This window comes from Paenibacillus sp. F024, from assembly GCF_057814255.1.
On sequence record NZ_JBVASZ010000014.1, the window covers coordinates 63,894 to 87,175 of the forward strand.

Sequence of the window (23,282 nt, forward strand, 5' to 3'; positions counted from 1 at the left end):
CTCCTTGCCACACCTAGAATAAGAATTAGTGTTCCCGAGATGATTAGTGCCACAGGCGGTGACAACCACCAAATTCCCGACGTGAGCATAACTAAGCCAAGAATAGCGATTACGTCGTTTAAGTCAGGTTTCATAGCGCATCGATCCCTCTTTTCTTGTAAATGGATACCTTCACTTTCGGACGTTGCATTGCACGAACATGAGCATCAATTAATGCAGCTGCCGGGTCAATCCGTTCTATTGATTTATCCTTGTCTAGCATGATGTTCTCGTTATGGTCCTGACGGATAACCGCATTAGACAGTGCCCACCTGAGGACCGGGTCACGATTATGAATGATCCTGCGGGAATACACCATGTCCCTAAAATCTTTGGTCGGTCCAGAAAGAGTTTGGTAACCTTGACGGATCTCGATGACCTCATACCCTTTATCCTGTAAGTCTATTGCAAATTGAGTCGCATTGTATGGGTCAAAACAAAACTCTCTGATCTTCCAGCCATTTTGTTCCACCTGTTTCAAGATGTATGACTCAATGAATTTGTAATCTGTGACGCTCCCCGGCGTCGTTGTTATCCACCCTTGTTCTACCCAAAGAGCATAAGATACGTTATCCGTCTGAGTCTTGACCTGCAGCGTTTCCTCAGGAATGAATGAATGCGATAAAACAACATATCGACCATCGTCCAACGGAAATTCAAAAGCTATACTTGTTAAGTCGATTTTCTTGGATAAATCCACTCCAACATAGCATTCTCGTCCTGCTAAACCCGGTAAATCCTTTGGATCGACGCCACACTCATCCCACCTATTCAAAGGTATGAACCCGTTGTCCTTTTGATCTACCCAGATATTGAAGTTCTTTGTAAGCACTCCACGACGCTTTTCCGGCATCTCCTGAGCAATCTTCAATTCGCCGCGCAAATATTTCAAACCATCTTCAGTACGAGCGAGCAATGGATTGCACTTGATCCAGTTTGATTCGTCGTTTATGTCGTCATCCTTGTCCATTTCAGCGATGTAAATGAAATACTCCTCGTTTGTATAGACACCATCCAGGACCTGTTTGCAGTACCTATATTCGGCGTAACAAGGACCGGATAGATTGAATCCGGCCGTTGTGATAACGAACATGAGCCACTGCCGGCGCATACCCATACCGGAGATAAGAACGTCGTACATGTCGCTTGTTGGATGCGCATGGTATTCATCCAAAATTCCAAGGCTCGGATTAAAACCGTCCATCTTTTTCGTTTCCCGGGACAATGGCAGCATCTTCCCGCCATTTGTTAAGTGAAGCATGGTATTGCGTCTTGTTTTGATTTTGGCCTTGAGCTTTTTGTTTTGCTTCACCATAACCTCGGCAGCGTCATAAACGATCTTGGCTTGATCTCTCTGGGTAGCTGCCGTATAAATCTGCGGGCCACCTTCGCCATCAGCTGTGAACATATAAAGGCCCACGACGCTCAGCGTTGTGGACTTGGAATTCTTACGAGCTACCTGCTCATACACTTTCCGGAAGCGCCTCAGCCCCGTGTCCTTATGTACCCAGCCAAAGACACTGCCGATTATGAACTGCAGGAAATCATCAAGAATTATGGGGTCACCTTTTTTTACAGTGAGACCGTCTTCAATATGGCGACAATACTTTTCAGCGAATCGGTAAACCTTGTTTGCTTTCTCTTCATCGAACACATATGGAAATTCATCCATTCCCTGACGCTCTAAATCGCCCATATGGCGCCTGCAGGCCAAAATGACGTATTTGCCAGAAACGATCCTTCCGGCGATCACATCGGCCGCGTAGCGCGTCACAGGATGCAAATACTCAGTCGAGGTCGTCATCTTCATCTTCGTCGCCTTCATTCTCTTTTGCAGCCAATATTCTAGCTCTGGCCGTAGGTGACAAACCAAACTCAGCCATATACTTTTTGTACATGTCGGCATACTTCGCAGCGATTTGGATCAGAGGGTTCGTGACTTTGTTCTTTTTACCGGCAGCATTTTGATGTTCTACAAGCAATTCTTTTTGCTTGATTTGTCGTGAGGCAGAGACATACTTCCCGTAAGCATCGCAACAAATAGCAAGGGTACCTACATCGATGTTAGTCAACAGACCCAACACCTGGAGATCAGCAGATATACGATCCCATTCCTTTTTCCCCTCACCCTTAAGCCAAGGCGGGCACGTTATATTATCTGATGCCGGCTTGATTTCTGCCTCTCTTCGGCGATCTAATTCCGCTTGGGTAAACCTGCTTTTGTTGCCTTCTGCTTCAATTGCTGCTATCGGTTTCGATTTTCTCCCCGGCATTTCCACCACCTCCCCTAAGGCTTACTTCAAAAATCGAAAATTTTGCACACGATGTTGGCCGCCGGTCACCAAATGGAGCCCGCTTAAGGAATCATAGGCCCCTATACCCTTTGGGGTACTCAAAGGACGTGTCCCCAGAACCTTCCAGTACAGATATTCCTCACGTGGCTTGAACTCATCGCGAACAGCTTCGAAATTTCTTTGTAGTGCATTCCGGTTCGATATAAATCTTTAATGAGTGCAACATCGCTCTCTTTCAACTTGCTATAGTTATTCAGTGCTCCACGCTGCTTGGGTTGTCTGCCCTTATCGATCATGTCTTGCATATTTTCTTCGTGTGTACCGATGAACAAGTGCGATGGGTTTACACATTTCCTGTTGTCACAAGAATGCAGGACGAATTTATCTTTAGGAATATCGCTATTGGATATGGTCCAAGAGAACCGGTGTGCCATCCACGACTTCCCGTTAATGTATATCTGGCCATATCCTTTGCCATTTAAAGAACCGGTCCATTCCCAACAGTCTTTCGACTTATCAACATGGTCCCAGAACTTATCGGACATATTTACCTCCATGTCGTTGTAATAAAAAAAGGCAGTTCACAATTTGAACTACCTTCCGAATCCACCGTCATTAGTTGCTGTTTTTCTATCGTGACATGCTTTAGCCATTGGCTGGTGATTATTCGAATCCCAAAATAGAACGGGATCGCCTTTATGTGGAATGATATGATCAGTAACCTCAGCAGGTAGCGGAACGGGCAGCTTAGCACATTCAGAACAAACACATAGTGGATTTCGTTTTATAAATCTTTTGCTATACTTCCGCCATTGGTAATTGTAACCGCGCTGTGCTGACGTTCCTCTTTCCTGCTCATACCGCTGCTGCTTCTCCTTCTTATGTGCAGGACAATATCTCTCGTGTGTAAGCTCAGGGCATCCGGGTTGATTACATGCCCGTTTTAATTTTTGAGGCATCGTTTTTCACCTTCTTTTTTAGAGTGAAAAACACTATATCTTTTAATATCTTTTTATTATTACATTCTTTACATTATTGTTTATATCCACGACCTGTTACCTCGGAATTAACTTGAGGTGCCAAAAACCCAGTCATATCAAGGGTTTTCGCTGTTACTTTGCTGTTACCTCATGAAAACGCCGTATGAGTCGATTTAGTGCATACAATCCCGTTAAATCTCTTAATATCTCCGTTTTTCGTGCCTGAATAGGTTATGAAAGCGGATTGTGGCGCGGGTTTTACTTAAAAATCAGGAAATGTTCTTCGACTTTGGCATAAGCGATCTTCTCGTACTCTTCAACGGAGAACACATCCATCAGCGCTTGTTCCATTGCAGATTCGATCATTTCATCTGAGGCATCCTCGGGCAATCCAACCGATCCGACAAGATGATTGTCTTTATCGTAAAACATGAGAGCTAAGCATTTTTCAGTTCTCAAATTAGTTCACCTCATTCGTTTTTATAGAAGTTTTATAATCCAATCAATTGACAACGTCTTACGACTGAAACTACCGCATCATAAATCCCGGCGGCATGAGGTGGGCTGGTTTTCCTAGAGAGTCAAAATACTTATCCAGCCTCGCCTCATGCTGCTCCTTCATCTCGCGTCCCTTTGAGCACTGACAGAAACCGTCTTTGCTGAATAGGTGGCGTCCGGAGTTGCTACAGCCTTTGCAGACCATCTTCATGCCATATCACCTTCTCTTACCTCAGTCATTGGTATATGTGATAACGCAAAATGCAGCTTTTCCATGATCGCCACGCGTTGGAATAAACATGCTGTCATATTGTCCGGTGCCACCTCGCACATGATTAACGATTCCGTCAGGGTCCGCTCAATCGTTTGGAAATAATGACGTTGCGCTTCCGGATGGATCCTCAGCCATTCTTCATACGTCATACCTTCGATCACCTCGCACCAACCAAAATAAGCGCATGTATTATACTTCCCGCATGCGTAACGGGGCAGGCTCCTTGGGATGCCAATATGTGATGCGCCGGAGCGCTTGTCACCGCAATAAAAAAAGCACCGCGATGGGTGCTCTCATTTTCGCAATGTATTTGCGATATACTCCAAATAACTTTGCATTTGATTCAGTTTGGCTGTCATTTTCTTCATTTCATCTTTGTAATTATCTTCAATTTCCTGAATTCTCGCAGAAGTATTAAAATAATCAACGCTGTTCACGACTGCACCACAACTTGAGCACTGAATGAAGTAATATTTGTATCTTCCTCCACTAGGCGCAAAATCACTAGATAGCTCAAAGCTATGACCATTGCAGATGGGACATTTAGAACGAGCCATTTTAGCAACACCTCATCCCTGACCTTAACCTTTCTTCATTAGGGAGGAATTTCCTTTAGTTACATCCTAAAGATTTCCTAAAGAACCACCACTTGCTCACGCGGGCAGCATGCGCCTTCGATCCGCACCTTTGCCGTTGAAGTCACGGTCGAAAGGAGGCGCAGCCTGTTTACCCTTATCCTTTGCCCCGGATAAGGAGAGATATCAGCTGCCTTTTAGGGAGATGCGGAGTGTTCGGATATAGGAAAAGGCACCCTCGGTTAAGAGAGTGCCCGTATAAGCGATGCAGGAGAAGCGGTAGCGAATCGCTTCTCTACGTGTCCGGCTGCTTCCTGTTTCCCGAGCCGGTTGGGGTAAATCTCAAACTTTGACAATATGAATATACCACGGGAAAAGGCTCAAGTGGGGCTCAACTTTTACCAGAACTGGTCCGCAGAAGATTCAATTATTTTTTTTGAAGTTTTTTCGTATGTGGTATATACTATGGTCACTACTTTAAACGAAAAGAGGTAAGCGTCCATGTTAAGCGCCTCATACTTAGCAGGCTTGGGGATCGAGAATATCATCAACTATACGAGAAAATCACGTCAGGATGAGGAGATGGAGAAGCGGACAGGGGAAGATACTCTAAAGGCCCAAAACGAGCTTATGGAACGCATTCTTGCTCCGATAGGGATACCATATGATCAGCGACCCGAATTAGGGTCAGGTGATAAAATTGCAACTCGTCCAGTGTTCCAGTCCGTCATTGAGGACTTACGCAAGGGCAAGTATCAGGCTATTGCTGTAAAGGAAATATCCCGGATGGGGCGCGGCTCGTACACAGATATGGGTGTTATCTATGACCTTCTCAACGAGAAAAGAATATTCGTTATCACCCCTTGGAAAGTGTATGACCCAAAAAACCAAGCCGATCTGCGTCAGATCCGATTTGAGTTGTTCATGTCCAGAGAGGAGTTTGAGACTACACGAGAACGCCTTATGGGTGGTCGGATCAGCAATGCCATGGAAGGGCGTTGGGTATCCGGTGCTGCCCCTTTTGGGTTTACGTACAACAGCAATACCCGGAAACTCGAAATAAATGAGGAAGAGGCCAAAACCATTCGTGCCATCTTTGATCTGTACGTGAATGGCGTGCCTACGGAGGACGGTAAGCGTCGTGACGTAAGTTTTAGAGCCCTGTCCACCTACCTAAGACGTAAGACACCGCTGCGTACCCCTAAAGGCCTCAGAGATTGGCAACCGACTCAACTGAAGCAGCTCATCATTAACGAGCGTTACATCGGCACGATGCGCTTCAGAACGACCCAGCGTATCGGCGGAAAGCAAGTCCAGCGACCTGAAGAGGAGCACATCGTCGTGCCTAACGCTATTCCCGCTATTATTGACATGGATACATGGGAAAAGGCGCTGGCGAAGGTCAATGATTCTTCAGCCAAGCCCCGCAATAAGTTAGAATTTGCCCCTTGCGAACTGGCCAGCATAGCTGTATGTAAGGAATGCGGAAGAAAGATGGTCCGCCAATACAGTGTGCAGCATTACAAGAAACGTGACGGTTCCGGAGATGTTTCTGTGTATCAGAAAGAATTTTTATGGTGTACAACTCCCGGGTGTACTTTTGTCAAATACAGAGCCGTGGAAGAAGACCTTATTGAGGTACTTCGGTATTTCCAAGACCTTAACGGCGATATTTTAGCCGATCAAATGGCTTTGGTACTTGAAGAGCGGAAAGATAGTGGTGGATTAACTGCCGAGGACGTAAAAAAGCATATTGATCAGCGTGAAAAAGAGCTAAAACAGAAAATGAACTTTATCTATGAGAAGTACGAATCAGGCATATACACCGACGAAATGTTCGAGGAGCGCAAAGCTGCAATCGACGCGGAGAGAAAAGACCTTGATCGTATGAAGCTGGAAAGCACATCTCAAAATGATTCATCAGAGGGTTCAGCAGCACAACAAATCGACGTAGATGCCGTTAAACAAAATCTGCGCTCAGTTCTTGATGCGTATCGTAATAGCCAGGATAAGACCGAGAAAAACACGATTCTCAGGAAGGTTTTTGATAAGGTGATTGTGGAGATAACGGAGAGAGGACATGGTAGGAGGCCGGCTAAGTTTATGCTCTATCCCGTCTTAAAGTTAGACTTGCTTAAAAGAGATTTTTTGGTATTATGAGTATATAATCAATTCATCGGCCGAAATTAAGGCAAAGCGGCCGGCCTTGAAGTTGCCTTCCTGAGTAAGCGAGAGCAAGTTCCACAGAAACTTCTCGTCGCATTTAAGCATTTCCTGAAACTCCATCAGACCGCGGTTGGCTTTGTTCAGCTCCCCGTCAAACCGGTATGCCCGCGGATCCGATTCGGAGCCGTATTGGGTGATCGTCGAAAAGTCAATGCTGCCCGTTAAATCCGCTATGTCCTGTGATTTGGGATCCGACGGGCTGAATGTCCCGATCCCGATCCGGTTGCCCTCGGAAATCAGCACGCGCTCAACCGGCACATCTTCAATACGGCCGCCGTATTCCTCGCGAAGACGGACTTGGCAGGACGGACACAGATTGCCTTCAATTTTGACCCCAAGCTCCTCTTCCACCTCGGGCCGCAGCTCAAGGGGAATCAGGTGGAGGGGCTCTTCGTGCATCGGGCAGCCCTGAATCGCGTAAACAGCGCCTTCATCCGTACGGGAGAATTGTTCGAGCCCTTTTTTGAGCATGGTCACGATCGTCGACTTACCGCCGCTCACCGGACCCATAAGCAGAAGGATCCGTTTGCGAACATCCAGCCGTCTGGCCGCAGAATGAAAATACTCCTCTACGAGCTTTTCGATCGCCAGGTCAAGTCCGAATATCTCTTTTTCAAAAAAGTTATACTTTCGACACCCATTCTCCTCAACAATGCCATGGGAAGCAATCATCTCATATACTCTTGCATGAGCGGTCATAGCTAACCGGGGATTCTCCCGCAGCTTCTCGATATACTCGGCGAACGTTCCTGTCCAGGCCAATCTTTCTGTTTCCGTACGAAAATCGGCGATTTTTTTGAATAAGTCCATGATTCTACCTCCTTAGGGTTTTGCAAAGCAAAACCATCTTCGAAAGCATCGGCTGGGTTTTGCACAGCAAAACCTTCTTCAATAGCATCAGCCGGGTTTTGCAGAACAAAACCGATATATACCACTTCTGCTGCATGGCACAGTACTAAACCCGCTTCGAAAAGCTCTTACAGGGTGACGTCCATAGATGCTTTAAACAGCCTTATGTTATCTTCCCTGAATCTTCTTTAAAATTTGAAGTGTATTAAATAACTATGCAGTGAAGAGGAGTAAGTTGACCGAAATTTTAGACAAATTTGGCCAAATCCTTAAAAGAGGCAGCAGGCTTATCCAGGGGGAGCGGTCATAGGGGAGGAAGGCAAAAGTACCGTTGTGATATAATGGGATTACAATGAAATTTAAAGGAGAACGACACCATGACGATCAAAAGCGAAACCGAACTGTACGCCCCGGTCAAGGGTTATCTGGAGCAGCTTGGCTACCAGGTCCGCGGGGAAGTGCGCCACTGCGACCTGGTGGCGGTTCGCGAGGATGAACCCCCTCTTATCGTTGAGCTCAAAAAAAGCTTCTCTATCCCGCTCCTTCTGCAGGCCATTGACCGTTTACGGATCAGCCGGCGGGTATATGTCGCTTTTGAGCGCCCGAATAAAGGTCGTGCTCCCCACGGCGCAAGCTGGCCTGAGCTGCGCAGGCTGTGCGGCATGCTGGGAGTGGGGATGATCACTGTACAGTTCTACAAAACCCGCAAGCCCCGTGTCGAGGTGGAATGCCATCCGCCGGACGCTCCGGCTGCAGTCGATCAGCCGAAAGGACCGCGCCATAACAAATACGCCGCGGGTAAACTCATGCGGGAGTTTCATGAACGAAGAGCGGATTACAACATCGGCGGAAGCTCGAAGCGCAAGCTGATCACCGCCTATCGTGAAAAATCGATTCATTTGGCCTCCCTGCTTCAGCAATTCGGACCGATGAGCCCCCGCCAGCTGCGCGATCTGACAGGCAATGCCCAAGCGGCAGGCATATTGCAGAAAAACGTTTATCTTTGGTTTCAGCGCGTAGACCGGGGGGTCTATACTCTTTCCCCTTTAGGTATGGAAGCCCTGACGACCTATGCGCATGTGGCCGAGGCCCTTCCGATACCCGACTTTACCTATTCCGCAAAATAGGGGCTTATAGACCTTCGGAACAGGAAGCGGCCCGCAGACATCAACTGCTTTAAAGACATGCAAAGGTTTTCTTTAATCCCGCTTCCGGGTTGCCTTATCGGCTGCGCGCTTCATCAATTCCTTGTGCATCCAGATGGCGGCCTGCGCCCCTTCTCCCATGGCAATCGTCAGCTGCTCCGAGTGCACTCCGATGTCTCCGGCTGCCCATACGCCGGGCACGCTCGTCATTTTGGTGCGGGGATCGGTTACGATATGTTTATTCTCCAGCCGTTCTACACCTAAGGATACCGCCCAGTCCGTATGAACACGGTTGCCGCCGAAAGCGATAAACCCCTTCTCCCCTTCCAGAATCCGTCCATCCGCAAGCCGAACGCCGCCGAATGTTCCTTCGGCTCCATCGGATCCGCCCAATACTTGTTCGATCTCCGCTTCCTCCATTACGATCCCTGCTTCATACAGCTTGTCCAGTTTACCGGTACCGACAGCCGTCCTCTCATGGTTCACATAGATAATCCGGTCTGTCCAATAGCGCAGCGTCAAAGCCATCTCCGCCCCGGTATCTCCCGCTCCCATTACGATCGTCTGTTGTCCGATGACTTCATACCCGTCGCAATCAGGGCAGACATACACACTGATTCCCAGCTTCTCTTCCAGCCCGGCCAGCGGCGGATAGCGGTCCGTTATCCCCGTGGCAATCAGCAGTATCCGTCCTTTGACCGCTCCGCCGCCATCCGACAAGCTTACTTCAATATCGTCCCCGGATTTTGCGGCCGCCACCGCAACGTCCTGCCGAAAGCCGACCCCCAGCTTCTCCGCCTGCTGCCTCCCCAAACGCCTCAATTGAGCGCCTGCAATGCCCTCGGGCCATCCCAGCACGTTATGGTAACTGCGGCAAAGCGCGGATCTTCCCTGTCCCTTATCCACTACAAGCACCTGATGGCGGTATCTCCCCAACTGGATGGCGGCCTGCAGCCCGGCAATCCCGCCGCCAACGATGATGCAATCGTACATCCTTATCGTCCTTTCCTACCGTTTCCTTTAGCTTCCCACTTCCCTTTTTTTACATACGTATCGACTAACAGCCTTTCGCACAAATAAAAAAAGCCTCTCTATGCCGCTTCCGGCGATGCTTGTTCAGACCGCGCAAAAAAGCCTGGCGCGCATGCTTTGCCGCCAGGCTAATGTGCTTTACTTCTTCAAGCTGTCCCAGGTTTGTTGAAACTCGGTCAGCATTTGGTCCTTGGTCTTCTGCTTCGCAACGTAAGCTTGCATGGTTGCCGAGAATTTCTTGCTGGACGCTTCGCCGCCAGGGAATTTAAACCAGTTCCAGCTGAGCGTTTTGTTCTCTTTGCTGTATTTCATGATATCGGCCGCCAAAGGTCCGAGGATTTTCTCGTCGCCTTGAATGTTGGTGAAGGCCGGAATAAACTTGAACTCTTCCACCATGTATTTCTTACCCATATCGGAAGTTACCAGCCAGTTCAGGAACTTCTTGGCTTCTTCTTTGTTCGGGGAGTTTTTGTTGATTACCCAGTTATTCGGAACGCCTACCGGCAGCTTGTCGTTAGCAGCCGCATCGTCGCTGATCGGCATCGGCAGGAAGCCGACATTCAGGTTCGGATTCGTTTGGGTCAGCTGCAGCTGCGTCCAGTTGCCCTGCTGTGTCATTGCCGCTTTGCCTGTAGCAAAATCGGTAACTTGTGTTTTGTAGTCGGTTTGCAGCGGGTTCTTGTTGCCGTATTGAAGCTGCAGGTCGAACAGTTTTACCCAGTTATCAAACACCGGATTCCCCGGAATTTTCGCCGTTCCGTCGTTAAGGCCTTTTACGAAGGCATTCACGTCAGGCTGCTGGGCGAAAGGAATGTTCACAAAGTGGTTGCCGAGCACCCACCATTCCCCATAACCGTTTACGAACGGAGTAATGCCATTGGCTTGAAGCTTCTTCGCCGCATCCTCAAGCTGGGACAACGTCTTCGGCAGCTCGGTGATGCCCGCTTGCGCGAACAGGTCTTTGTTGTACAGGAAGCCGTAGCCTTCGAGGTTCAGCGGCTGGCCGTACAGCTTGCCGTCCTTGGTCATAGGCTCCTTGGCTACCGGCACCAGATCCTTCACCCAAGGCTGGTCGGACAAGTCCTCCAGATGCTCGACCCACTTATCCAGGTCTGAGAAACCGCCGTTGTTGAAAATATCGGGCTTATCTCCGGAGTTAAATTTAGCCATCAATGCCGCGCCGTAATCCGTGCCGCCGCCGACGGTATCGATTTGAATTTTTACGCCAGGATTTTCTTTCTCATATTCAGCAGCCAGCTTGGCAAGCGGCTCGGCGATTTCCACTTTAAACTGGAACATCTTCAGTGTTACGTTCTTACCGCCGGCAGCACCGTCCGTGCCTGCGCCAGGCGCTTCCTCTTGCTTCGCGCAGCCTACGGCCACCGACATCAGCATCACGGCTGCCAGGCTCATGCCTGCAAACTTTTTAAGTTTCATTGTGGGAACCTCCCTATTTTTTTGCCTCTTTTTATCTAGCTTGCATGTTTATTGTATAAAACGCCCCTCACTTCGAACACCGAGAATATTGATCGAAAAGGTGGAACATTTTGAACAACCGCTTTCATTGCGCTTCCCTCGCGTTGGATCAGCCTTTGACCGAACCCGCCGTAATCCCTTCAATAATGTACTTTTGCATCGACAGGAAGAACAGGATAATCGGAATGACGCCCAGCACCAAAGCCGCCAAAGCCAGATCCCACTGCTTCGTATACTGGCCGAAGAAGGCGAAGGTGGCCAGCGGAATCGTCCGCAGATCAGGGCTGTTCAACACCAGCAGCGGAAGCAGGAAGTCGTTCCAAATCCACAAGCTGTTCAATAGAATGACGGTTACGCTCATCGGCTTGAGCAGAGGGAAAATAATTTTCCAGAACACGCCGAAAGGGGTACAGCCGTCTACGGTCGCCGATTCCTCGATTTCCTTAGGGATCGATTTAATGAATCCGTGATACAAGAACACGTTCAACGATACGCCAAAGCCGAAATAGCAAATGATAAGTCCGGTCCGGCTGTCCATCAGGTTGAGCTCGCTTGCCACTCGTACCAGCGGAATCATGATGGATTGGAACGGAATGACCATGGCGGCAACGAACGCAAGAAAAATCAGGTTATTGAACTTCGAAGGCCGGCGGACGAGCCGGTAGGCGGCCATGGAGCTGATAATCACAAGCCCCGCATTACTAACCACCGTGATCCACAAGGAGTTCATGAACACCTTCGGAAACTTCATGATGTCCCATGCTTTGACATAGTTATCAAAATTAAGCGACTTCGGCAGGTTGGCCGAGTTGACCAGCAAATCTCCAAATGTCTTCATGGAATTGACGATGACGAAATAGAACGGTACCAGGAACAGCACGGCCAGCAGGACCCCGAGCACCTCCAGCAGGAAAGTACGGCTGTTGTAATTTTTGGTCGATTGCATTATACCTCAACCTCCCTTTTCTTCGTGATGCTCACCTGAACCAGCGTAATCAGCGCCACGACAACGAAGAAAATAAAGGCTTTCGCCGTCCCGAGACCGTAACGGTTATTGCGGAACGCTTCTTCATAAATGTTGAGCGCAACCGATTGAGTCGAGTTGAAAGGTCCGCCTTGGGTCAACGAAACGTTCAGATCGTACATTTTGAACGCCCAGGAGATCGTCAGGAACAAGCAAACCGTGACGGCCGGCATAATCATAGGCAGCGTAATGTGACGCAGGGTTTGAAACCGGGTAGCCCCGTCAATGTATGCCGCTTCCGTCAGCTCCTTAGGCACGTTGGCCAGGCCCGCGATATAGATGACCATCAAATAACCGGCCGTTTGCCAAACGCTGACGATGATCAAGCCCCAGAAGGCTGTAGGCGCATCTCCGAGCCAAGGCAGCTGGAAGAAAGCAAGCTGGGTCAGCTCTCCGATTGTGGCAAAGCCTTTGACGAAAATAAACTGCCAAATAAAGCCCAGCAGCAGCCCCCCGATAACGTTAGGCATAAAAAAGATGGTGCGCAGCATGTTTTTGGTCTTTAAGGCCTGGGACAGCAAAAGAGCCAGCAGGAAACCAAGAACGTTAGCCAGGATGACGTTGGTTATCGTAAACCGGGTGGTAAACCAGAACGATTTGTGAAAGTCTGTATCCGTAAGCAGGATATGTGTAAAGTTATCGAATCCGGCCCACTTTACATCCGAAGTGACGCCGTTCCACTCCGTGAAGGAGTAGTAGATGCTCATGAGAAACGGAATGATGATGATAATCAAAAAGAACAATAATGCCGGTCCGACGAACACGAGCTGCTGCAGCAGCTCAGACGAACGCTGTTTCTTTTTCATGGCTTTACGCCCCCTTTTTCCTTACATAGAAGTTTTTTATACATTTTGCAGATGGCAGGGAAAGTATACCCTTAGTATAGAAGCCGACGGTTGGGAACAACACGGATTCTGGTGACGTAACAGGTGGAATTTATTGACCTCACCTGATACAATAAGGGCGCAAACACTTGGAGGAGGACCTTTCGACATGATTCGCAACAGCATCCGGAACAAGCTGATCGTATTCCTGTTAGCCGCAACCATCATCCCGTTCTCCACCTCCATTGCAATGACTTATTATATAACGAAGCACAATGTGATCGATGAGGCGATCCGGACGAATTCCAACTTGATCTATCAGGGCAAAACCAATATTACAAACCATTTGAACGTTATTCAGCAAGCTTCGTTATCCATTTATAACGATACGTCTCTTTACAGTGCGGTCGAGAACGGCGCAGTCGATTACCTGGACCGCAATGAAATCTTCCGGGGCATGCAGGCCATCGCCACGTCCGTAAAGGAAATTCAACAAGCCTATTTATATTTGTCCAAATCCGACAAATCTTATCTATTCTCACACGGGAATATATTCCGCAACGAAGGAACCGAGCCGAAATATATCCCTCAGGTAGGCAAATTCGAAACCGTATTGGAGCCGACGCATGTAAGCCATACGTACCAATCGAGCGGCTTTAACCCGCTTCCCTCCGTTCCCGTGTTTACCTTACACCGTTCCATTACGAACGCCGTGACGATGCAGGAATTCGGAACGCTATCGATCGATGTGAACCTGAATGTGATACAGTCCATTTCCGATCAGCTGTACGATCACGGAAAAGAGGAGCTGTACATTCTCGATACGAACGGCACGGTCATTTACGGCTCTGATTCCGCCCAGCTGGGCCAAACCATTGAAGCCGGCTGGGTAAAGCATCTGCTGCTGTTGAACCAGCCGAGCGGCAGCTTCGAATGGGACAGCGACGGGTTTAAGGGCATTCACATTTATGAACGCATGGATTCGCCCTTCAGTCATTGGGTGCTGGTCAAACGGATTCCAAACGAGGTGCTCAACAGCAGCGCCAGACAATTGACGGAAATCAATATGCTGATTTTGATTGCATTCATGATCGTTGTCATTCTCGCCACGCTGGCGATCTCGATCCGGTTCACGACACCTATCAAACGGTTGATCGGAACGATCGGAAAAATTCAAACCGGCAACATGCATGCCGATATCGACGTCAAAGGCAGTGACGAGCTTGCCATTTTGGCCGGACGCTTCCGCAGTATGATGGAAACGATCAATAATTTGATCATGCGGGAATACCGGCTCGAAATCGCCAACAAGACCAATCAGCTCAAGGCGCTGCAGGCCCAAATCAATCCGCACTTTTTGTACAATTCACTGCAGTCGATCGGGACGCTGGCTTTGCAGCTCAACGCTCCGCAGGTCTACTCCTTGCTTTCCTCGCTGGCCAAATTGATGCGATACAGCATGAACAGCGATACGATTGTCCCGTTTGCAAGCGAGCTTTCCCATGTGAAAGCTTATCTGGGGCTGCAAATGCAGCGTTTTGAACATCAGCTGACGGTTCATTATGAAGTGGATGAGCATTTGCTGCCTATTCCAGTGCCCAAAATGATCCTGCAGCCGCTCGTGGAAAATTATTTTAAGCACGGCTTCGATCAGCGATCGGGCTCGGAAACGTTGACGATAGCCGCCGGTCTCACAGAGGACGGACGCATGGAGATCCGGATACAGGATGAGGGAACAGGCATGAGCGATGATACGCTTTTGAAGCTGCGGCGCAAGCTCGAAGCCCGGCTTCAGCTTCAACAGGGAGAAGAAAGCATTGGCCTCATCAATGTCATGTCCCGTTTGAAGCTTTTTTACGAGGATGAAGCGGAAATGATCATCGGGCATAACGAGCCTTCCGGAGTTACGGTAACCCTTCGCATACCGACACAGCCAAAGGAGGCTCCTTAAGATTATGAAAGCCATCATTGTAGATGATGAGAAGCATGTGCGCGATGCCATCAAGCTGCTCGTGCCCTGGAATGACTTTGGCATTACCGCCGTGCTGGAAGCCCAGGACGGCGTGGAGGCCATCAAGCAAATAGAAGAGCATAAACCGCAAATTATATTTACGGATATGATGATGCCGCTCAAGAGCGGTATGGAGCTGCTGGAATGGCTTCAAACGCACTATCCTTCGGGGAAAACGATTGTAGTGAGCGGACATGACGACTTTGAGCTGCTCCGGCATGTCATTAAATACGGCGGCATCGACTATATTCTCAAGCCCATCGACGCCGAGCAGCTGCATGCCGCACTCGGCAAAGCCGTAACGCGCATCCGCGAGGAGGAAGCCGAGCGGTTCAAGCAAACCGAACGCAACATCGAGAGGAACCAGCTCCGGCCGGTATACTGGGAGAAGAATCTATCGGGGCTGATCACCGAACCGTCAGGGTACGAGCTCATGGCCGATGCCCTGCAGGAGGAGTTTGACTTAAGCCGGAACGTTCGCGAATGCAGAGTGGCGATTTTGAGCGTCGATACGCTTAGCGCCGCACTGAAGCAAAAATTTGATAAGCATACGGACTTACTTTTCTTCTCTTTAACGAACATCGGTAATGAACTGCTTGCCGAAAGCGGCAGGCGCCAAGGGGTGGCTTACCGGTATTGGAACAGCGACAATGAGGTATTGATCTTGTTATACGAGGAGCTGGATGCCGCAGAGCAGCTGCTTGGACGGCTGCAGCAGGGGGTCCGCTCTGTTCTGGGGAACACGCCGGATATCGGCATCAGCTTGCGCAAGCCGTTCCCAAGCGGTTTGCCGCAGGCTTATACGGAAGCGCGTCTTGCGCTAAGGAGCCGTAATCTGCTGGCCAAAACCAAGGCCGTATATACATTTGACCCCAGCCCGCCTGCGCCGCCCAAGAGGATTTCCTTTACAGACTATGCGGAAGGCTCCAAGCTGGCCGTACAGAGCGGCAGTGAGCAGCAGATCCGCAAAGCGGTCCTGGAATGGACCTCCGCCGTGCGCGAGCTGACCCTCATTACGATCGATCAGCTGGAGCTGTGGTGGCATGAGTACAATGCGTTTCGGAACCGGTGGCTGACCGAGATGTTCGGGGAAGGGCCTCCCTTCTTCGGACAGAACGAAGACTCGGTTTTCACTGTCCCGATGAACGAGGAAGGGACGTTCTCCATCGATTTGTGGGAGCAGCAGCTTGTTCGCAGCTTGACGGAGCTGTCCCGTCTTCTGCTTACGCGGCAGCAGCAGGACAGCAATGTCATTTTTGAAATTGCCAAGTATATTCAGCACCACTATCATCAGGATATTACGCTTCAGGAGATCGCCAATCATTTTTACTTGAGCCGGGAATATATCTCTCGCAAGTTTAAGCAGGAATTCCAGGTTAATATTTCCGATTATATCAGCGGCATTCGGATCGACAAGGCGAAGCTGCTGTTGTTAAATCCCCACCTTCGCATTGCCCAGGTCGCAGCTATGGTCGGGTATGATGACGAGAAATATTTCAGCAAAGTGTTCAAGAAGGCGGTTGGCGTATCCCCGAACGAATACAGGAAGGTGAACCAGCCATGAATACACCTCTCGAGCCGCGGGCGCCTCAAAAGATCGAAGGCCCCGGCAGAGTAAATGCGAAGAAAAAAGCCTACGTGGTGCTGATTGCGGCCTGGGTGCTTCTGGCCGGTTTGGGTGCCTGGGGCGCCAAGCTGTATACCGACCATCTGAAGGTTCAATTGACAGAGGAAATCGCCCGTCAGACCAGCGATCAGCTCGATGCCATTCAAAGGCAATACCAGCAGGAGATTGCCGGCTTGAAGGAAAGCATGACGGCGGATATGGCCAAGCTCCAGACCAAAATCGATTCCGTAAACGAGCTGCTCTCTTTTACCAAGGACAGTGCCAGCAGCAGAACCGATAACAGCAATCAGCTTTACACCCAATTAGCCGACGTAAGGCAGAAGCTCGATGAGCTGAAGAATCAGCTCGACGCGCTGAAGTAATAAGGAAGGTGCCGGCGTCATGAACAAATTACAGCACATAAACCGTTTGATGCTGCTCGTTTGCGCGCCTTTTGCAGGCGTTATGCTTTACCTGCTCCTTGCGCAGATGACCGTGGCTCTTCCGCAGCAGGAGCCTATTCCCGCAGCCGGCTGGAATCTGCAGGACAGTGTGCAGACGGCCGTAAGCAAGCTGGACAAGGCCAGAGCGGATGCCGCTTTGACCCGGACGACGATTGAGAAGCATTACGAGCTATATACCAAGAGCGCTGCCGAAGCAGCCGGCATGATCCAGACGGCGGAGCTCGCTTCACAGCGTCCCAAAGCGATTTTTGACGCCCGGATCGGGCTCAAGCTGGGAGGCGGTGCTGTACGTGCCTCGTCAGGCGGAAATGCGGATATCAAGCTGTATACCTTTAACGAACCGAATTATAAAGCTTATGCGCTTAAAGTGGATTTGAAATCGGATAAAGCGATGCAAATGATACTGGGGCAGGATAAGGTCGGCGGCAGCGAGACGACGCTTGAAGCAGCAAGCCGCTATGGCGCCGTGGCCGGTGTGAATGCCGGCGGGTTTGCCGACGACAGCCGGAGCGGCAGACGGTATCCTCTCAGCACGACAATGTATAACGGCAAGTATGTATACGGGTTCGAGCCGACCTTTGAGGACCTGGCGTTCATCGGACTGAACAAGGACCGTAAGCTGATCGGGGGGAAATTTTCAAGGCAGGCGGACCTGGACAAGCTGAATCCCAGCTTCGGAGCGACCTTTGTCCCTGTTCTGCTTCAAAACGGGAATAAACAGGCGATCCCGCAGCAGTGGCTCACATCACCGGCTCGTGCGCCGCGGACGGTCGTAGGCAATTTTAAGAATGATCAGCTGCTGTTCCTTGTGACCGACGGCTACAACGAGAGCGGGAATTCGGGGGCTACGCTGGCCGAGCTTCAGGACAAGCTCCTCTCTCTGGGAGTAAAGGATGCTTACAATCTGGACGGAGGCGGGTCTTCAAGCCTGATTTTTGAAGGACAAGTCATAAACAGGCCATCGGATAATGGAAAGCTTAGACGGCTGCCCACACACTTTTTGTTCTTTAAATGAGGTTTTACCACAGCTTCCACCATTTCTTGTCCAGCAATACCGGTTGTAACGTCCGAAGCTCGAATCCGCTGATCAATCGCTCGGCATTATCTTTAAGCTCCGCCGCCGCGGTGCTGTTCACTTGAGAGGAGATCAACGAATAGGCTTGGTTAAGTCCAAAGGGCCTATCGCTTATATCATGCGCATCGGATGAAATCAAATGCACCATGCCCTGTCTGCACCATTCCAGGCACAGCTTTTGCAGCTTGCGACCGAATCGCCCGTCAACCGAATGCGAGGTCAGCTGCGTCAAGGCTCCCCGCTCCAATAACCGCATCAGCCCGGACGCAGACGCCGCCAATTCCGCGTTCCGCTCCGGATGGGCGATAATAGGGGTAATGCCCAGGACTCTCAATTCATGAATCATCTCCTCCGTATACGGAGGAACAAAGCTGGACGGAAGCTCGAGCAAAAGGTAATTCGAATCGGCCAAAGCGATCGCATGTCCTTGTTCAAGCTCCTCCAGCAAGCCCTGATGAATTCGAGCCTCCTGCCCGGGCAGCACCTTTAGAGGGATTTCCTGATGGCTGAGCACCAGGTTGAGGGCTTGAACATGGTTTTGGATCTCCTTTCCCGGATTATCGAATCTTCCATTGGCATGGTGCGGAGTCGCCAGAATGACGGCGATTCCTTCTTCCACTGCAGCCCGCGCCATAAGGATCGCTTCCTGCTCATCCTTCGCGCCGTCGTCGATTCCGGGGAGAATATGCGTGTGTATATCGATCATGATTTCCATTCCTTCTAAATCGAAATGATATACTGGAAGCTTGTTCACATATTTATACGTTTTCTTTTCATGTACCGTTGGGTATAATATGCAATGGGAGGTGCAATTTTGATGTCAGCCACGTTCTGGATTATGAATCTGATCTTCTTGATGTTCATCACCGCGATACTTACAGCAGCCTATAATGATGATAAAACAAAGGGTCTGTGATCGAAAAAAATAGTATCGGCCTGTCATGAGACGGGTTGATACTATTTTTTTAGGGGTTTTGGCTTGCTTTAGGCTGCAAGCCCTCATCGCCTTCTCATTTGACTTTAGATACATATTGTATCATAATGAGGGTTATCGTACATCCTTAACCTGGTTAGAATTACAACAACTGATCCATATTGCCAATCTGATCATGATTTTCAGCCTTTAACACCTTGGTTAATTCCGCTTTTTCCTGGTTCCAAGTCCATTCCGTCGGCATCACTTGATTTTTCAACGGGAATTTTTGAGTGCTGATTCCAAGTTGATTCAATAATTTAGCAACATCGATATGAATGATTTCCACAGGCTCCGACACCATTTCAACACTCCGTTTCTATGGACCTATATATAGCTCAAACTGAGACCAGTCTGCGTAATCCGGGATATTTTCGATTATTTTCCTCCTCTTGACTATCTTACCAAATCCAGCGTTACAAAATAGTTACAAATTCCAGTTATTTCATTTGATTTTCAACGATTCTTTTAATTTACATAAAAGTTTCCTATAATTAACCCACGGGTCCTAGTTCTTAAAGACTACTTCTTTGGATAACGGAGGACTTCCAGCACATGAATGAACTGCAAACCGGCGATATTCAATCTTATTATGAATATTATGAATCCGCATCTTCGTCTTTGGCAACCGTCGTATTTATTCATGAAACGGGACTCGACAGCAGTTATTTTCACTATCTTATCCCGATCTTAAGGCAGCGCTGCTCCATACTGCTTTATGATTTAAGAGGCCATGGCCAAAGCGGGGACGGCAGCAAGACGGTGACTTTAGATCTGCTTTGCGATGATTTGTTATCGCTGGTGCAGGGCTTGGGGCTTCTCAAGCCGGTCATCGTCGGTCATTCCTTCGGGGCCGCCATCGCTGTTCATTTTGCCTATAAATATGAACCGCATGTCGAAAGCCTGATATTGATCTCGCCCCAGATTTTTTTGCCCCTGCCGCCTTTGATCAAGGAGAAGGAATTAAGGGGAGAACTGGCCAAAGCCCAAACGCTGGATAAGCTTGGAGAATTCACGGCTCAACGCCTAACCGTGAAGCATAAGGATCCGTTGGTTGTGAAAAGGATTGTTCAATCCTATGCGCGACTTCCTGTAAACATGTATATGAATCATTTGGAAATCGCAATTCATTTTAAGCTGGAGTTTTTGCGCCGGATTCATAAACCTGCACTTGTCTTGTCGGGTGAAGCGGATCCTCTGTTTCCGCCTGCTTTCACATCCCTGTATAATTCCTTTCTTCATCATTCCAGGTTCCTCATTGTTCCGGACGCTTCGAATATGGTTTTTTTCGATCAGCCGGTGGTTACCGGAGAATGGATCCTGCAATTTATTCAAAAGCCGAAAAATATAAGAACAGATCATCATCTCTTCACTGAGGGGTTGCTGCAACAGACTTTTCTCGAGGGGTATAACCGGCTTTTTGCAAGGAACAAGATCTCTATACAATGTATGGGCGGCTTTGAAATCGAAATGAACGGCCGGCTGATTCGGGAGGGCTTGAACACCCGTTATGCCAAAAATATTCTAATCTACTTGGCATTTCACCAAACCGCCACCAGGGAAGAATTATGCGATACGCTTTTTCCGGATATGGAGCTCAAGAAGGCGCTGGGCAATCTGAGGGTGTATCTCAATCATTTTGCGAAGCTGTTCGAGCCTCAGCCTGATGAGCCGTCATGCTTGGTCATAGACCGGGATTCGATTTATTTTACATGTACGATCGAATGCGATTTGGCGGAATTGATGGAGGAAATGAGCCGGGGCCTTGAGGAGAAGGATCCCGTGCTGAAATATGCGATGTGCAAGCTTATTCTGCCGCGTGCGACCCAGCATATCCTGCCGGGCTGCTACGATACCTTTTCTCTTTCATTAAAGGAGAAATTCGTTCGGGACTGGGAGAAGCTCGCCTTGTGGGCAGCGGATTACTGCTGCAGGCTGAAGCAATTTGAGGAGGCCGCCCAGTTTATCAGCAGCTGCCTGTATTCCGATCCGAATGATGAAGGCTTAATCGAACGCATGGTGGCGATTCAAAAATTAACCAATAATAAAAAAGAACTGCGTAAATGGACCCGAACAAAGAAAAAAGCATCGCGTCTCAATGATGACCCGGAGACGTGATGCTTTTCTCTATTCTTCATTGTGCCTCAATAATTTCATTTCACCCAGACACTCGGCACATATATGTCTTTCTCTGAATTCGTTCACCTGTTCCATCGAGCCGCAAAAAACGCAGCGCGGACGGTACCTCTCCAAAATGATATGATCACCGCTTACCAAGATCTCCACAGGATCGCCCTCATTCATTTGATACCGTTTACGTAAAGACTTAGGCAGTACAATCCGCCCCAATTGGTCAACTTTTCTAACCACACCTGCCGGTTTCATCATCAATTCACCTCACTTATCGACAAACTGTCTCCATTCTACTATACAGTTCGACGCTCATGAGAGAATTCCTTCCGTCGTGCTTATTTCAACCCTTGAAAGCCGGTTTGCCGCAGTCCTTCATACAATATGATGGCAGCGGAATTGGACAGGTTCAGCGAACGGACCGCATCGGTCATAGGCATACGCATCAGCGTCTCGGGATGCTGCTCCAAAATCTCGGGAGACAGTCCTTTGGTTTCCTTGCCAAAGACCAAAAAATCTTCGTCCTGGAATGCAATATCCGTGTACAGCTTGTTTGCTTTCGTCGTTGCCAGGAAAAAACGGGAATCCTTGTATTTATCCTTCACTTCCTGAAACGAATCATGATATTCGATATTAACTGCATGCCAGTAATCCAGGCCTGCCCGCTTTAACGTCCTGTCATCCGTGTTAAAGCCCAGCGGTCTAACCAGATGAAGCCAGGTTCCCGTCGCTGCGCAGGTTCTGGCGATATTGCCGGTATTTGCGGGAATTTCCGGTTCAACCAATACGATATGAAATGCCATTGCTCTTTCTTCACTCCTCTTTCAACGTCAACCATTATACTACAAAAGTTTGTCAATTTTAACATACATTTTACGCTTTCTTAATACGCGGATGATCCTGCGGTGCGATAATACAACCATCAAGCGCACATAAAAAGGAGATTCTCGAATGTTGAAGAAAAAAATTCTTGTCGTTGACGACGAACCTTCGATTTCGATGCTCATTGAATTCAACCTCAAACTGGTCGGCTATGACGTCCATTGCATTTATGATGGAGAATCCGTATTCAGCGCCATCAAGGACTATCGTCCGGACTTGATTGTTCTGGATCTCATGCTGCCCAAGGTAGACGGTATCCAGGTCTGCCGCCGGCTGCGCGCCCAAAATAATCTGGTTCCTATTATTATGCTTACCGCCATGCATGATCTTTCCGACAAAATTGCCGGACTCGACAATGGAGCGGATGATTACATGACCAAGCCGTTCAGCCCGCAGGAGCTGATCTCGCGCATCCAGGCCATTTTGCGCCGCTCTCAATTGCTCCCGTCGGCCGGGGATGAATCGCCTCTCATGATCGGTGACATCGAGATCCTGCCGGAGCAGCGCGAGGTGAAAGTAAGAGATGAATTCATCGAGCTTACGCCCAAGGAATTCGACCTGCTCCTATTCTTGTGCAAGCACCAGGGCAAAGTCCTCAGCCGGCAGCAGCTGCTTCATGGCGTCTGGGATTATCATTTCCTGGGAGATACCCGCATCGTCGATGTGCACATCAGTCATCTCCGCGACAAAATCGAGGTTCAAACTCGCAGTCCAGAATATATTTTAACCATTCGCAACGTCGGATACAAATTAACGGAGCCTAACGCCAAAGAATCGTTGGCATAAAAGCGGAAGAGCACCGGCCATCATGGCCGGTGCTCTTTTGATTGTTTCGGAAGACGCGGGAGCGTCCTTTTTATTGATACTAACGGGCAGCAGTTTATACTAACGGATACTTTTTGTCA

At 49.0% G+C, this 23,282-nt stretch carries 23 protein-coding genes and 1 pseudogene; 8 read left to right on the forward strand and 16 right to left on the reverse strand.

Annotation, left to right across the window (positions count from 1 at the left end; all coding sequences use genetic code 11):
• Positions 1-130: 130 nt before the first annotated feature.
• From ACZYR9_RS15865 to ACZYR9_RS15895, 7 genes are all read right to left on the reverse strand, one after another.
• The gene (locus tag ACZYR9_RS15865; RefSeq protein WP_488979529.1) at positions 131-1,843 is read right to left on the reverse strand and encodes a terminase large subunit; all 1,713 of its coding nucleotides are present in this window, start codon (positions 1,841-1,843) and stop codon (positions 131-133) included.
• On the reverse strand, positions 1,827-2,312 hold the full coding sequence (locus tag ACZYR9_RS15870) for a phage terminase small subunit P27 family (RefSeq protein ID WP_488979467.1): 486 nt from the start codon (positions 2,310-2,312) through the stop codon (positions 1,827-1,829). Before ACZYR9_RS15870 ends, ACZYR9_RS15865 begins: the two co-directional genes overlap by 17 nt.
• Positions 2,313-2,431: 119 nt before the next feature.
• Positions 2,432-2,890 carry an HNH endonuclease signature motif containing protein gene (locus ACZYR9_RS15875; RefSeq protein ID WP_488979468.1) on the reverse strand — a complete coding sequence of 153 codons (459 nt, stop codon included), beginning with the start codon at positions 2,888-2,890 and terminating at the stop codon, positions 2,432-2,434.
• A gap of 36 nt (positions 2,891-2,926) precedes the next feature.
• Entirely contained in the window at positions 2,927-3,292 is a 366-nt protein-coding gene (locus tag ACZYR9_RS15880; RefSeq protein WP_488979469.1) for a DUF8602 domain-containing protein, read from the reverse strand.
• 279 nt (positions 3,293-3,571) lie between these two features.
• Positions 3,572-3,772, reverse strand: a complete 201-nt coding sequence (locus ACZYR9_RS15885; RefSeq protein ID WP_488979470.1) for a hypothetical protein — start codon at positions 3,770-3,772, stop codon at positions 3,572-3,574.
• 246 nt (positions 3,773-4,018) lie between these two features.
• Positions 4,019-4,234 (reverse strand): hypothetical protein, encoded by a 216-nt coding sequence (locus ACZYR9_RS15890; protein WP_488979471.1) that lies wholly within the window; start codon positions 4,232-4,234, stop codon positions 4,019-4,021.
• Positions 4,235-4,378: 144 nt separating this feature from the next.
• Positions 4,379-4,642, reverse strand: coding sequence for a hypothetical protein (locus tag ACZYR9_RS15895; protein WP_488979472.1), 264 nt, complete (start codon positions 4,640-4,642; stop codon positions 4,379-4,381).
• Positions 4,643-5,161: 519 nt separating this feature from the next.
• Here ACZYR9_RS15895 and ACZYR9_RS15900 point away from each other — a divergent pair.
• Positions 5,162-6,820: a recombinase family protein gene (locus tag ACZYR9_RS15900; RefSeq protein ID WP_488979473.1), complete on the forward strand. Its 1,659-nt coding sequence runs from the start codon at positions 5,162-5,164 to the stop codon at positions 6,818-6,820.
• A 3-nt stretch (positions 6,821-6,823) separates the two neighbouring features.
• Here the strand turns inward: ACZYR9_RS15900 and ACZYR9_RS15905 are convergent.
• Positions 6,824-7,696: pseudogene (locus ACZYR9_RS15905) on the reverse strand (protein prkA); the annotation flags it as partial.
• Between the two features lie 416 nt (positions 7,697-8,112).
• Here ACZYR9_RS15905 and ACZYR9_RS15910 point away from each other — a divergent pair.
• Positions 8,113-8,862: a DUF2161 domain-containing phosphodiesterase gene (locus ACZYR9_RS15910; RefSeq protein WP_488979474.1), complete on the forward strand. Its 750-nt coding sequence runs from the start codon at positions 8,113-8,115 to the stop codon at positions 8,860-8,862.
• Between the two features lie 72 nt (positions 8,863-8,934).
• On the opposite strand, the gene ACZYR9_RS15915 is transcribed toward ACZYR9_RS15910, so the two are convergent.
• The 4 genes from ACZYR9_RS15915 to ACZYR9_RS15930 all read right to left on the reverse strand — a co-directional run bounded on the left by ACZYR9_RS15915 (position 8,935) and on the right by ACZYR9_RS15930 (position 13,218).
• Positions 8,935-9,873, reverse strand: a complete 939-nt coding sequence (locus tag ACZYR9_RS15915; protein ID WP_488979475.1) for an NAD(P)/FAD-dependent oxidoreductase — start codon at positions 9,871-9,873, stop codon at positions 8,935-8,937.
• Between the two features lie 177 nt (positions 9,874-10,050).
• The gene (locus ACZYR9_RS15920) at positions 10,051-11,349 is read right to left on the reverse strand and encodes an ABC transporter substrate-binding protein (RefSeq protein ID WP_488979476.1); all 1,299 of its coding nucleotides are present in this window, start codon (positions 11,347-11,349) and stop codon (positions 10,051-10,053) included.
• A 148-nt stretch (positions 11,350-11,497) separates the two neighbouring features.
• Positions 11,498-12,334, reverse strand: a complete 837-nt coding sequence (locus ACZYR9_RS15925; RefSeq protein WP_488979477.1) for a carbohydrate ABC transporter permease — start codon at positions 12,332-12,334, stop codon at positions 11,498-11,500.
• Positions 12,334-13,218, reverse strand: coding sequence for a carbohydrate ABC transporter permease (locus ACZYR9_RS15930; RefSeq protein ID WP_488979478.1), 885 nt, complete (start codon positions 13,216-13,218; stop codon positions 12,334-12,336). Before ACZYR9_RS15930 ends, ACZYR9_RS15925 begins: the two co-directional genes overlap by 1 nt.
• A 187-nt stretch (positions 13,219-13,405) precedes the next feature.
• Here ACZYR9_RS15930 and ACZYR9_RS15935 point away from each other — a divergent pair, with 187 nt between their 5' ends.
• Genes ACZYR9_RS15935 through ACZYR9_RS15950 form a run of 4 tightly spaced genes read left to right on the forward strand, consistent with a single transcriptional unit; the run spans position 13,406 to position 18,332 of the window.
• Positions 13,406-15,187, forward strand: a complete 1,782-nt coding sequence (locus ACZYR9_RS15935; RefSeq protein ID WP_488979479.1) for a cache domain-containing sensor histidine kinase — start codon at positions 13,406-13,408, stop codon at positions 15,185-15,187.
• Positions 15,188-15,191: 4 nt separating this feature from the next.
• A complete protein-coding gene (locus ACZYR9_RS15940; protein ID WP_488979480.1) occupies positions 15,192-16,811 on the forward strand; it encodes a response regulator transcription factor in 1,620 nt (539 codons plus the stop codon).
• Positions 16,808-17,236: a hypothetical protein gene (locus tag ACZYR9_RS15945; protein WP_488979481.1), complete on the forward strand. Its 429-nt coding sequence runs from the start codon at positions 16,808-16,810 to the stop codon at positions 17,234-17,236. Before ACZYR9_RS15940 ends, ACZYR9_RS15945 begins: the two co-directional genes overlap by 4 nt.
• 19 nt (positions 17,237-17,255) lie before the next feature.
• Positions 17,256-18,332, forward strand: coding sequence for a phosphodiester glycosidase family protein (locus tag ACZYR9_RS15950; RefSeq protein ID WP_488979482.1), 1,077 nt, complete (start codon positions 17,256-17,258; stop codon positions 18,330-18,332).
• Between the two features lie 4 nt (positions 18,333-18,336).
• On the opposite strand, the gene ACZYR9_RS15955 is transcribed toward ACZYR9_RS15950, so the two are convergent.
• Positions 18,337-19,098 carry a tyrosine-protein phosphatase gene (locus tag ACZYR9_RS15955; RefSeq protein ID WP_488979483.1) on the reverse strand — a complete coding sequence of 254 codons (762 nt, stop codon included), beginning with the start codon at positions 19,096-19,098 and terminating at the stop codon, positions 18,337-18,339.
• 370 nt (positions 19,099-19,468) lie between these two features.
• Positions 19,469-19,669 (reverse strand): hypothetical protein, encoded by a 201-nt coding sequence (locus ACZYR9_RS15960; RefSeq protein WP_488979484.1) that lies wholly within the window; start codon positions 19,667-19,669, stop codon positions 19,469-19,471.
• Positions 19,670-19,920: 251 nt separating this feature from the next.
• Between ACZYR9_RS15960 and ACZYR9_RS15965 the strand changes: the two genes are divergently transcribed.
• Entirely contained in the window at positions 19,921-21,483 is a 1,563-nt protein-coding gene (locus ACZYR9_RS15965; RefSeq protein WP_488979485.1) for an alpha/beta fold hydrolase, read from the forward strand.
• A 9-nt stretch (positions 21,484-21,492) separates the two neighbouring features.
• Here ACZYR9_RS15965 and ACZYR9_RS15970 read toward each other — a convergent pair whose 3' ends face one another.
• Together ACZYR9_RS15970 and trmL are read right to left on the reverse strand one after the other, a co-directional pair.
• Positions 21,493-21,750 carry an AbrB/MazE/SpoVT family DNA-binding domain-containing protein gene (locus ACZYR9_RS15970; RefSeq protein WP_488979530.1) on the reverse strand — a complete coding sequence of 86 codons (258 nt, stop codon included), beginning with the start codon at positions 21,748-21,750 and terminating at the stop codon, positions 21,493-21,495.
• An 83-nt stretch (positions 21,751-21,833) separates the two neighbouring features.
• Positions 21,834-22,298 (reverse strand): tRNA (uridine(34)/cytosine(34)/5-carboxymethylaminomethyluridine(34)-2'-O)-methyltransferase TrmL, encoded by a 465-nt coding sequence (gene trmL, locus ACZYR9_RS15975; protein WP_488979486.1) that lies wholly within the window; start codon positions 22,296-22,298, stop codon positions 21,834-21,836.
• 148 nt (positions 22,299-22,446) lie between these two features.
• Between trmL and ACZYR9_RS15980 the strand changes: the two genes are divergently transcribed.
• Complete coding sequence (locus ACZYR9_RS15980) at positions 22,447-23,163, forward strand: response regulator (protein WP_488979487.1); 717 nt, start codon at positions 22,447-22,449, stop codon at positions 23,161-23,163.
• Positions 23,164-23,282: the final 119 nt, after the last annotated feature.

Excerpts from the sequence above, each read along its gene's own strand:
- ACZYR9_RS15980 (WP_488979487.1), top strand. The coding sequence starts at position 22,447 with ATGTTGAAGAAAAAAATTCTTGTCGTTGACGACGAACCTTCGATTTCG.
- ACZYR9_RS15940 (WP_488979480.1), top strand. The coding sequence starts at position 15,192 with ATGAAAGCCATCATTGTAGATGATGAGAAGCATGTGCGCGATGCCATC.
- ACZYR9_RS15865 (WP_488979529.1), bottom strand. The coding sequence starts at position 1,843 with ATGACGACCTCGACTGAGTATTTGCATCCTGTGACGCGCTACGCGGCC.
- ACZYR9_RS15930 (WP_488979478.1), bottom strand. The coding sequence starts at position 13,218 with ATGAAAAAGAAACAGCGTTCGTCTGAGCTGCTGCAGCAGCTCGTGTTC.
- ACZYR9_RS15935 (WP_488979479.1), top strand. The coding sequence starts at position 13,406 with ATGATTCGCAACAGCATCCGGAACAAGCTGATCGTATTCCTGTTAGCC.
- ACZYR9_RS15925 (WP_488979477.1), bottom strand. The coding sequence starts at position 12,334 with ATGCAATCGACCAAAAATTACAACAGCCGTACTTTCCTGCTGGAGGTG.
- ACZYR9_RS15890 (WP_488979471.1), bottom strand. The coding sequence starts at position 4,234 with ATGACGTATGAAGAATGGCTGAGGATCCATCCGGAAGCGCAACGTCAT.
- ACZYR9_RS15960 (WP_488979484.1), bottom strand. The coding sequence starts at position 19,669 with ATGGTGTCGGAGCCTGTGGAAATCATTCATATCGATGTTGCTAAATTA.
- ACZYR9_RS15950 (WP_488979482.1), top strand. The coding sequence starts at position 17,256 with ATGAACAAATTACAGCACATAAACCGTTTGATGCTGCTCGTTTGCGCG.
- ACZYR9_RS15895 (WP_488979472.1), bottom strand. The coding sequence starts at position 4,642 with ATGGCTCGTTCTAAATGTCCCATCTGCAATGGTCATAGCTTTGAGCTA.
- ACZYR9_RS15910 (WP_488979474.1), top strand. The coding sequence starts at position 8,113 with ATGACGATCAAAAGCGAAACCGAACTGTACGCCCCGGTCAAGGGTTAT.
- ACZYR9_RS15870 (WP_488979467.1), bottom strand. The coding sequence starts at position 2,312 with ATGCCGGGGAGAAAATCGAAACCGATAGCAGCAATTGAAGCAGAAGGC.
- ACZYR9_RS15965 (WP_488979485.1), top strand. The coding sequence starts at position 19,921 with ATGAATGAACTGCAAACCGGCGATATTCAATCTTATTATGAATATTAT.
- ACZYR9_RS15875 (WP_488979468.1), bottom strand. The coding sequence starts at position 2,890 with ATGGAGGTAAATATGTCCGATAAGTTCTGGGACCATGTTGATAAGTCG.
- ACZYR9_RS15915 (WP_488979475.1), bottom strand. The coding sequence starts at position 9,873 with ATGTACGATTGCATCATCGTTGGCGGCGGGATTGCCGGGCTGCAGGCC.
- ACZYR9_RS15920 (WP_488979476.1), bottom strand. The coding sequence starts at position 11,349 with ATGAAACTTAAAAAGTTTGCAGGCATGAGCCTGGCAGCCGTGATGCTG.
- ACZYR9_RS15970 (WP_488979530.1), bottom strand. The coding sequence starts at position 21,750 with ATGAAACCGGCAGGTGTGGTTAGAAAAGTTGACCAATTGGGGCGGATT.
- ACZYR9_RS15955 (WP_488979483.1), bottom strand. The coding sequence starts at position 19,098 with ATGATCGATATACACACGCATATTCTCCCCGGAATCGACGACGGCGCG.
- ACZYR9_RS15945 (WP_488979481.1), top strand. The coding sequence starts at position 16,808 with ATGAATACACCTCTCGAGCCGCGGGCGCCTCAAAAGATCGAAGGCCCC.
- trmL (WP_488979486.1), bottom strand. The coding sequence starts at position 22,298 with ATGGCATTTCATATCGTATTGGTTGAACCGGAAATTCCCGCAAATACC.
- ACZYR9_RS15880 (WP_488979469.1), bottom strand. The coding sequence starts at position 3,292 with ATGCCTCAAAAATTAAAACGGGCATGTAATCAACCCGGATGCCCTGAG.
- ACZYR9_RS15900 (WP_488979473.1), top strand. The coding sequence starts at position 5,162 with ATGTTAAGCGCCTCATACTTAGCAGGCTTGGGGATCGAGAATATCATC.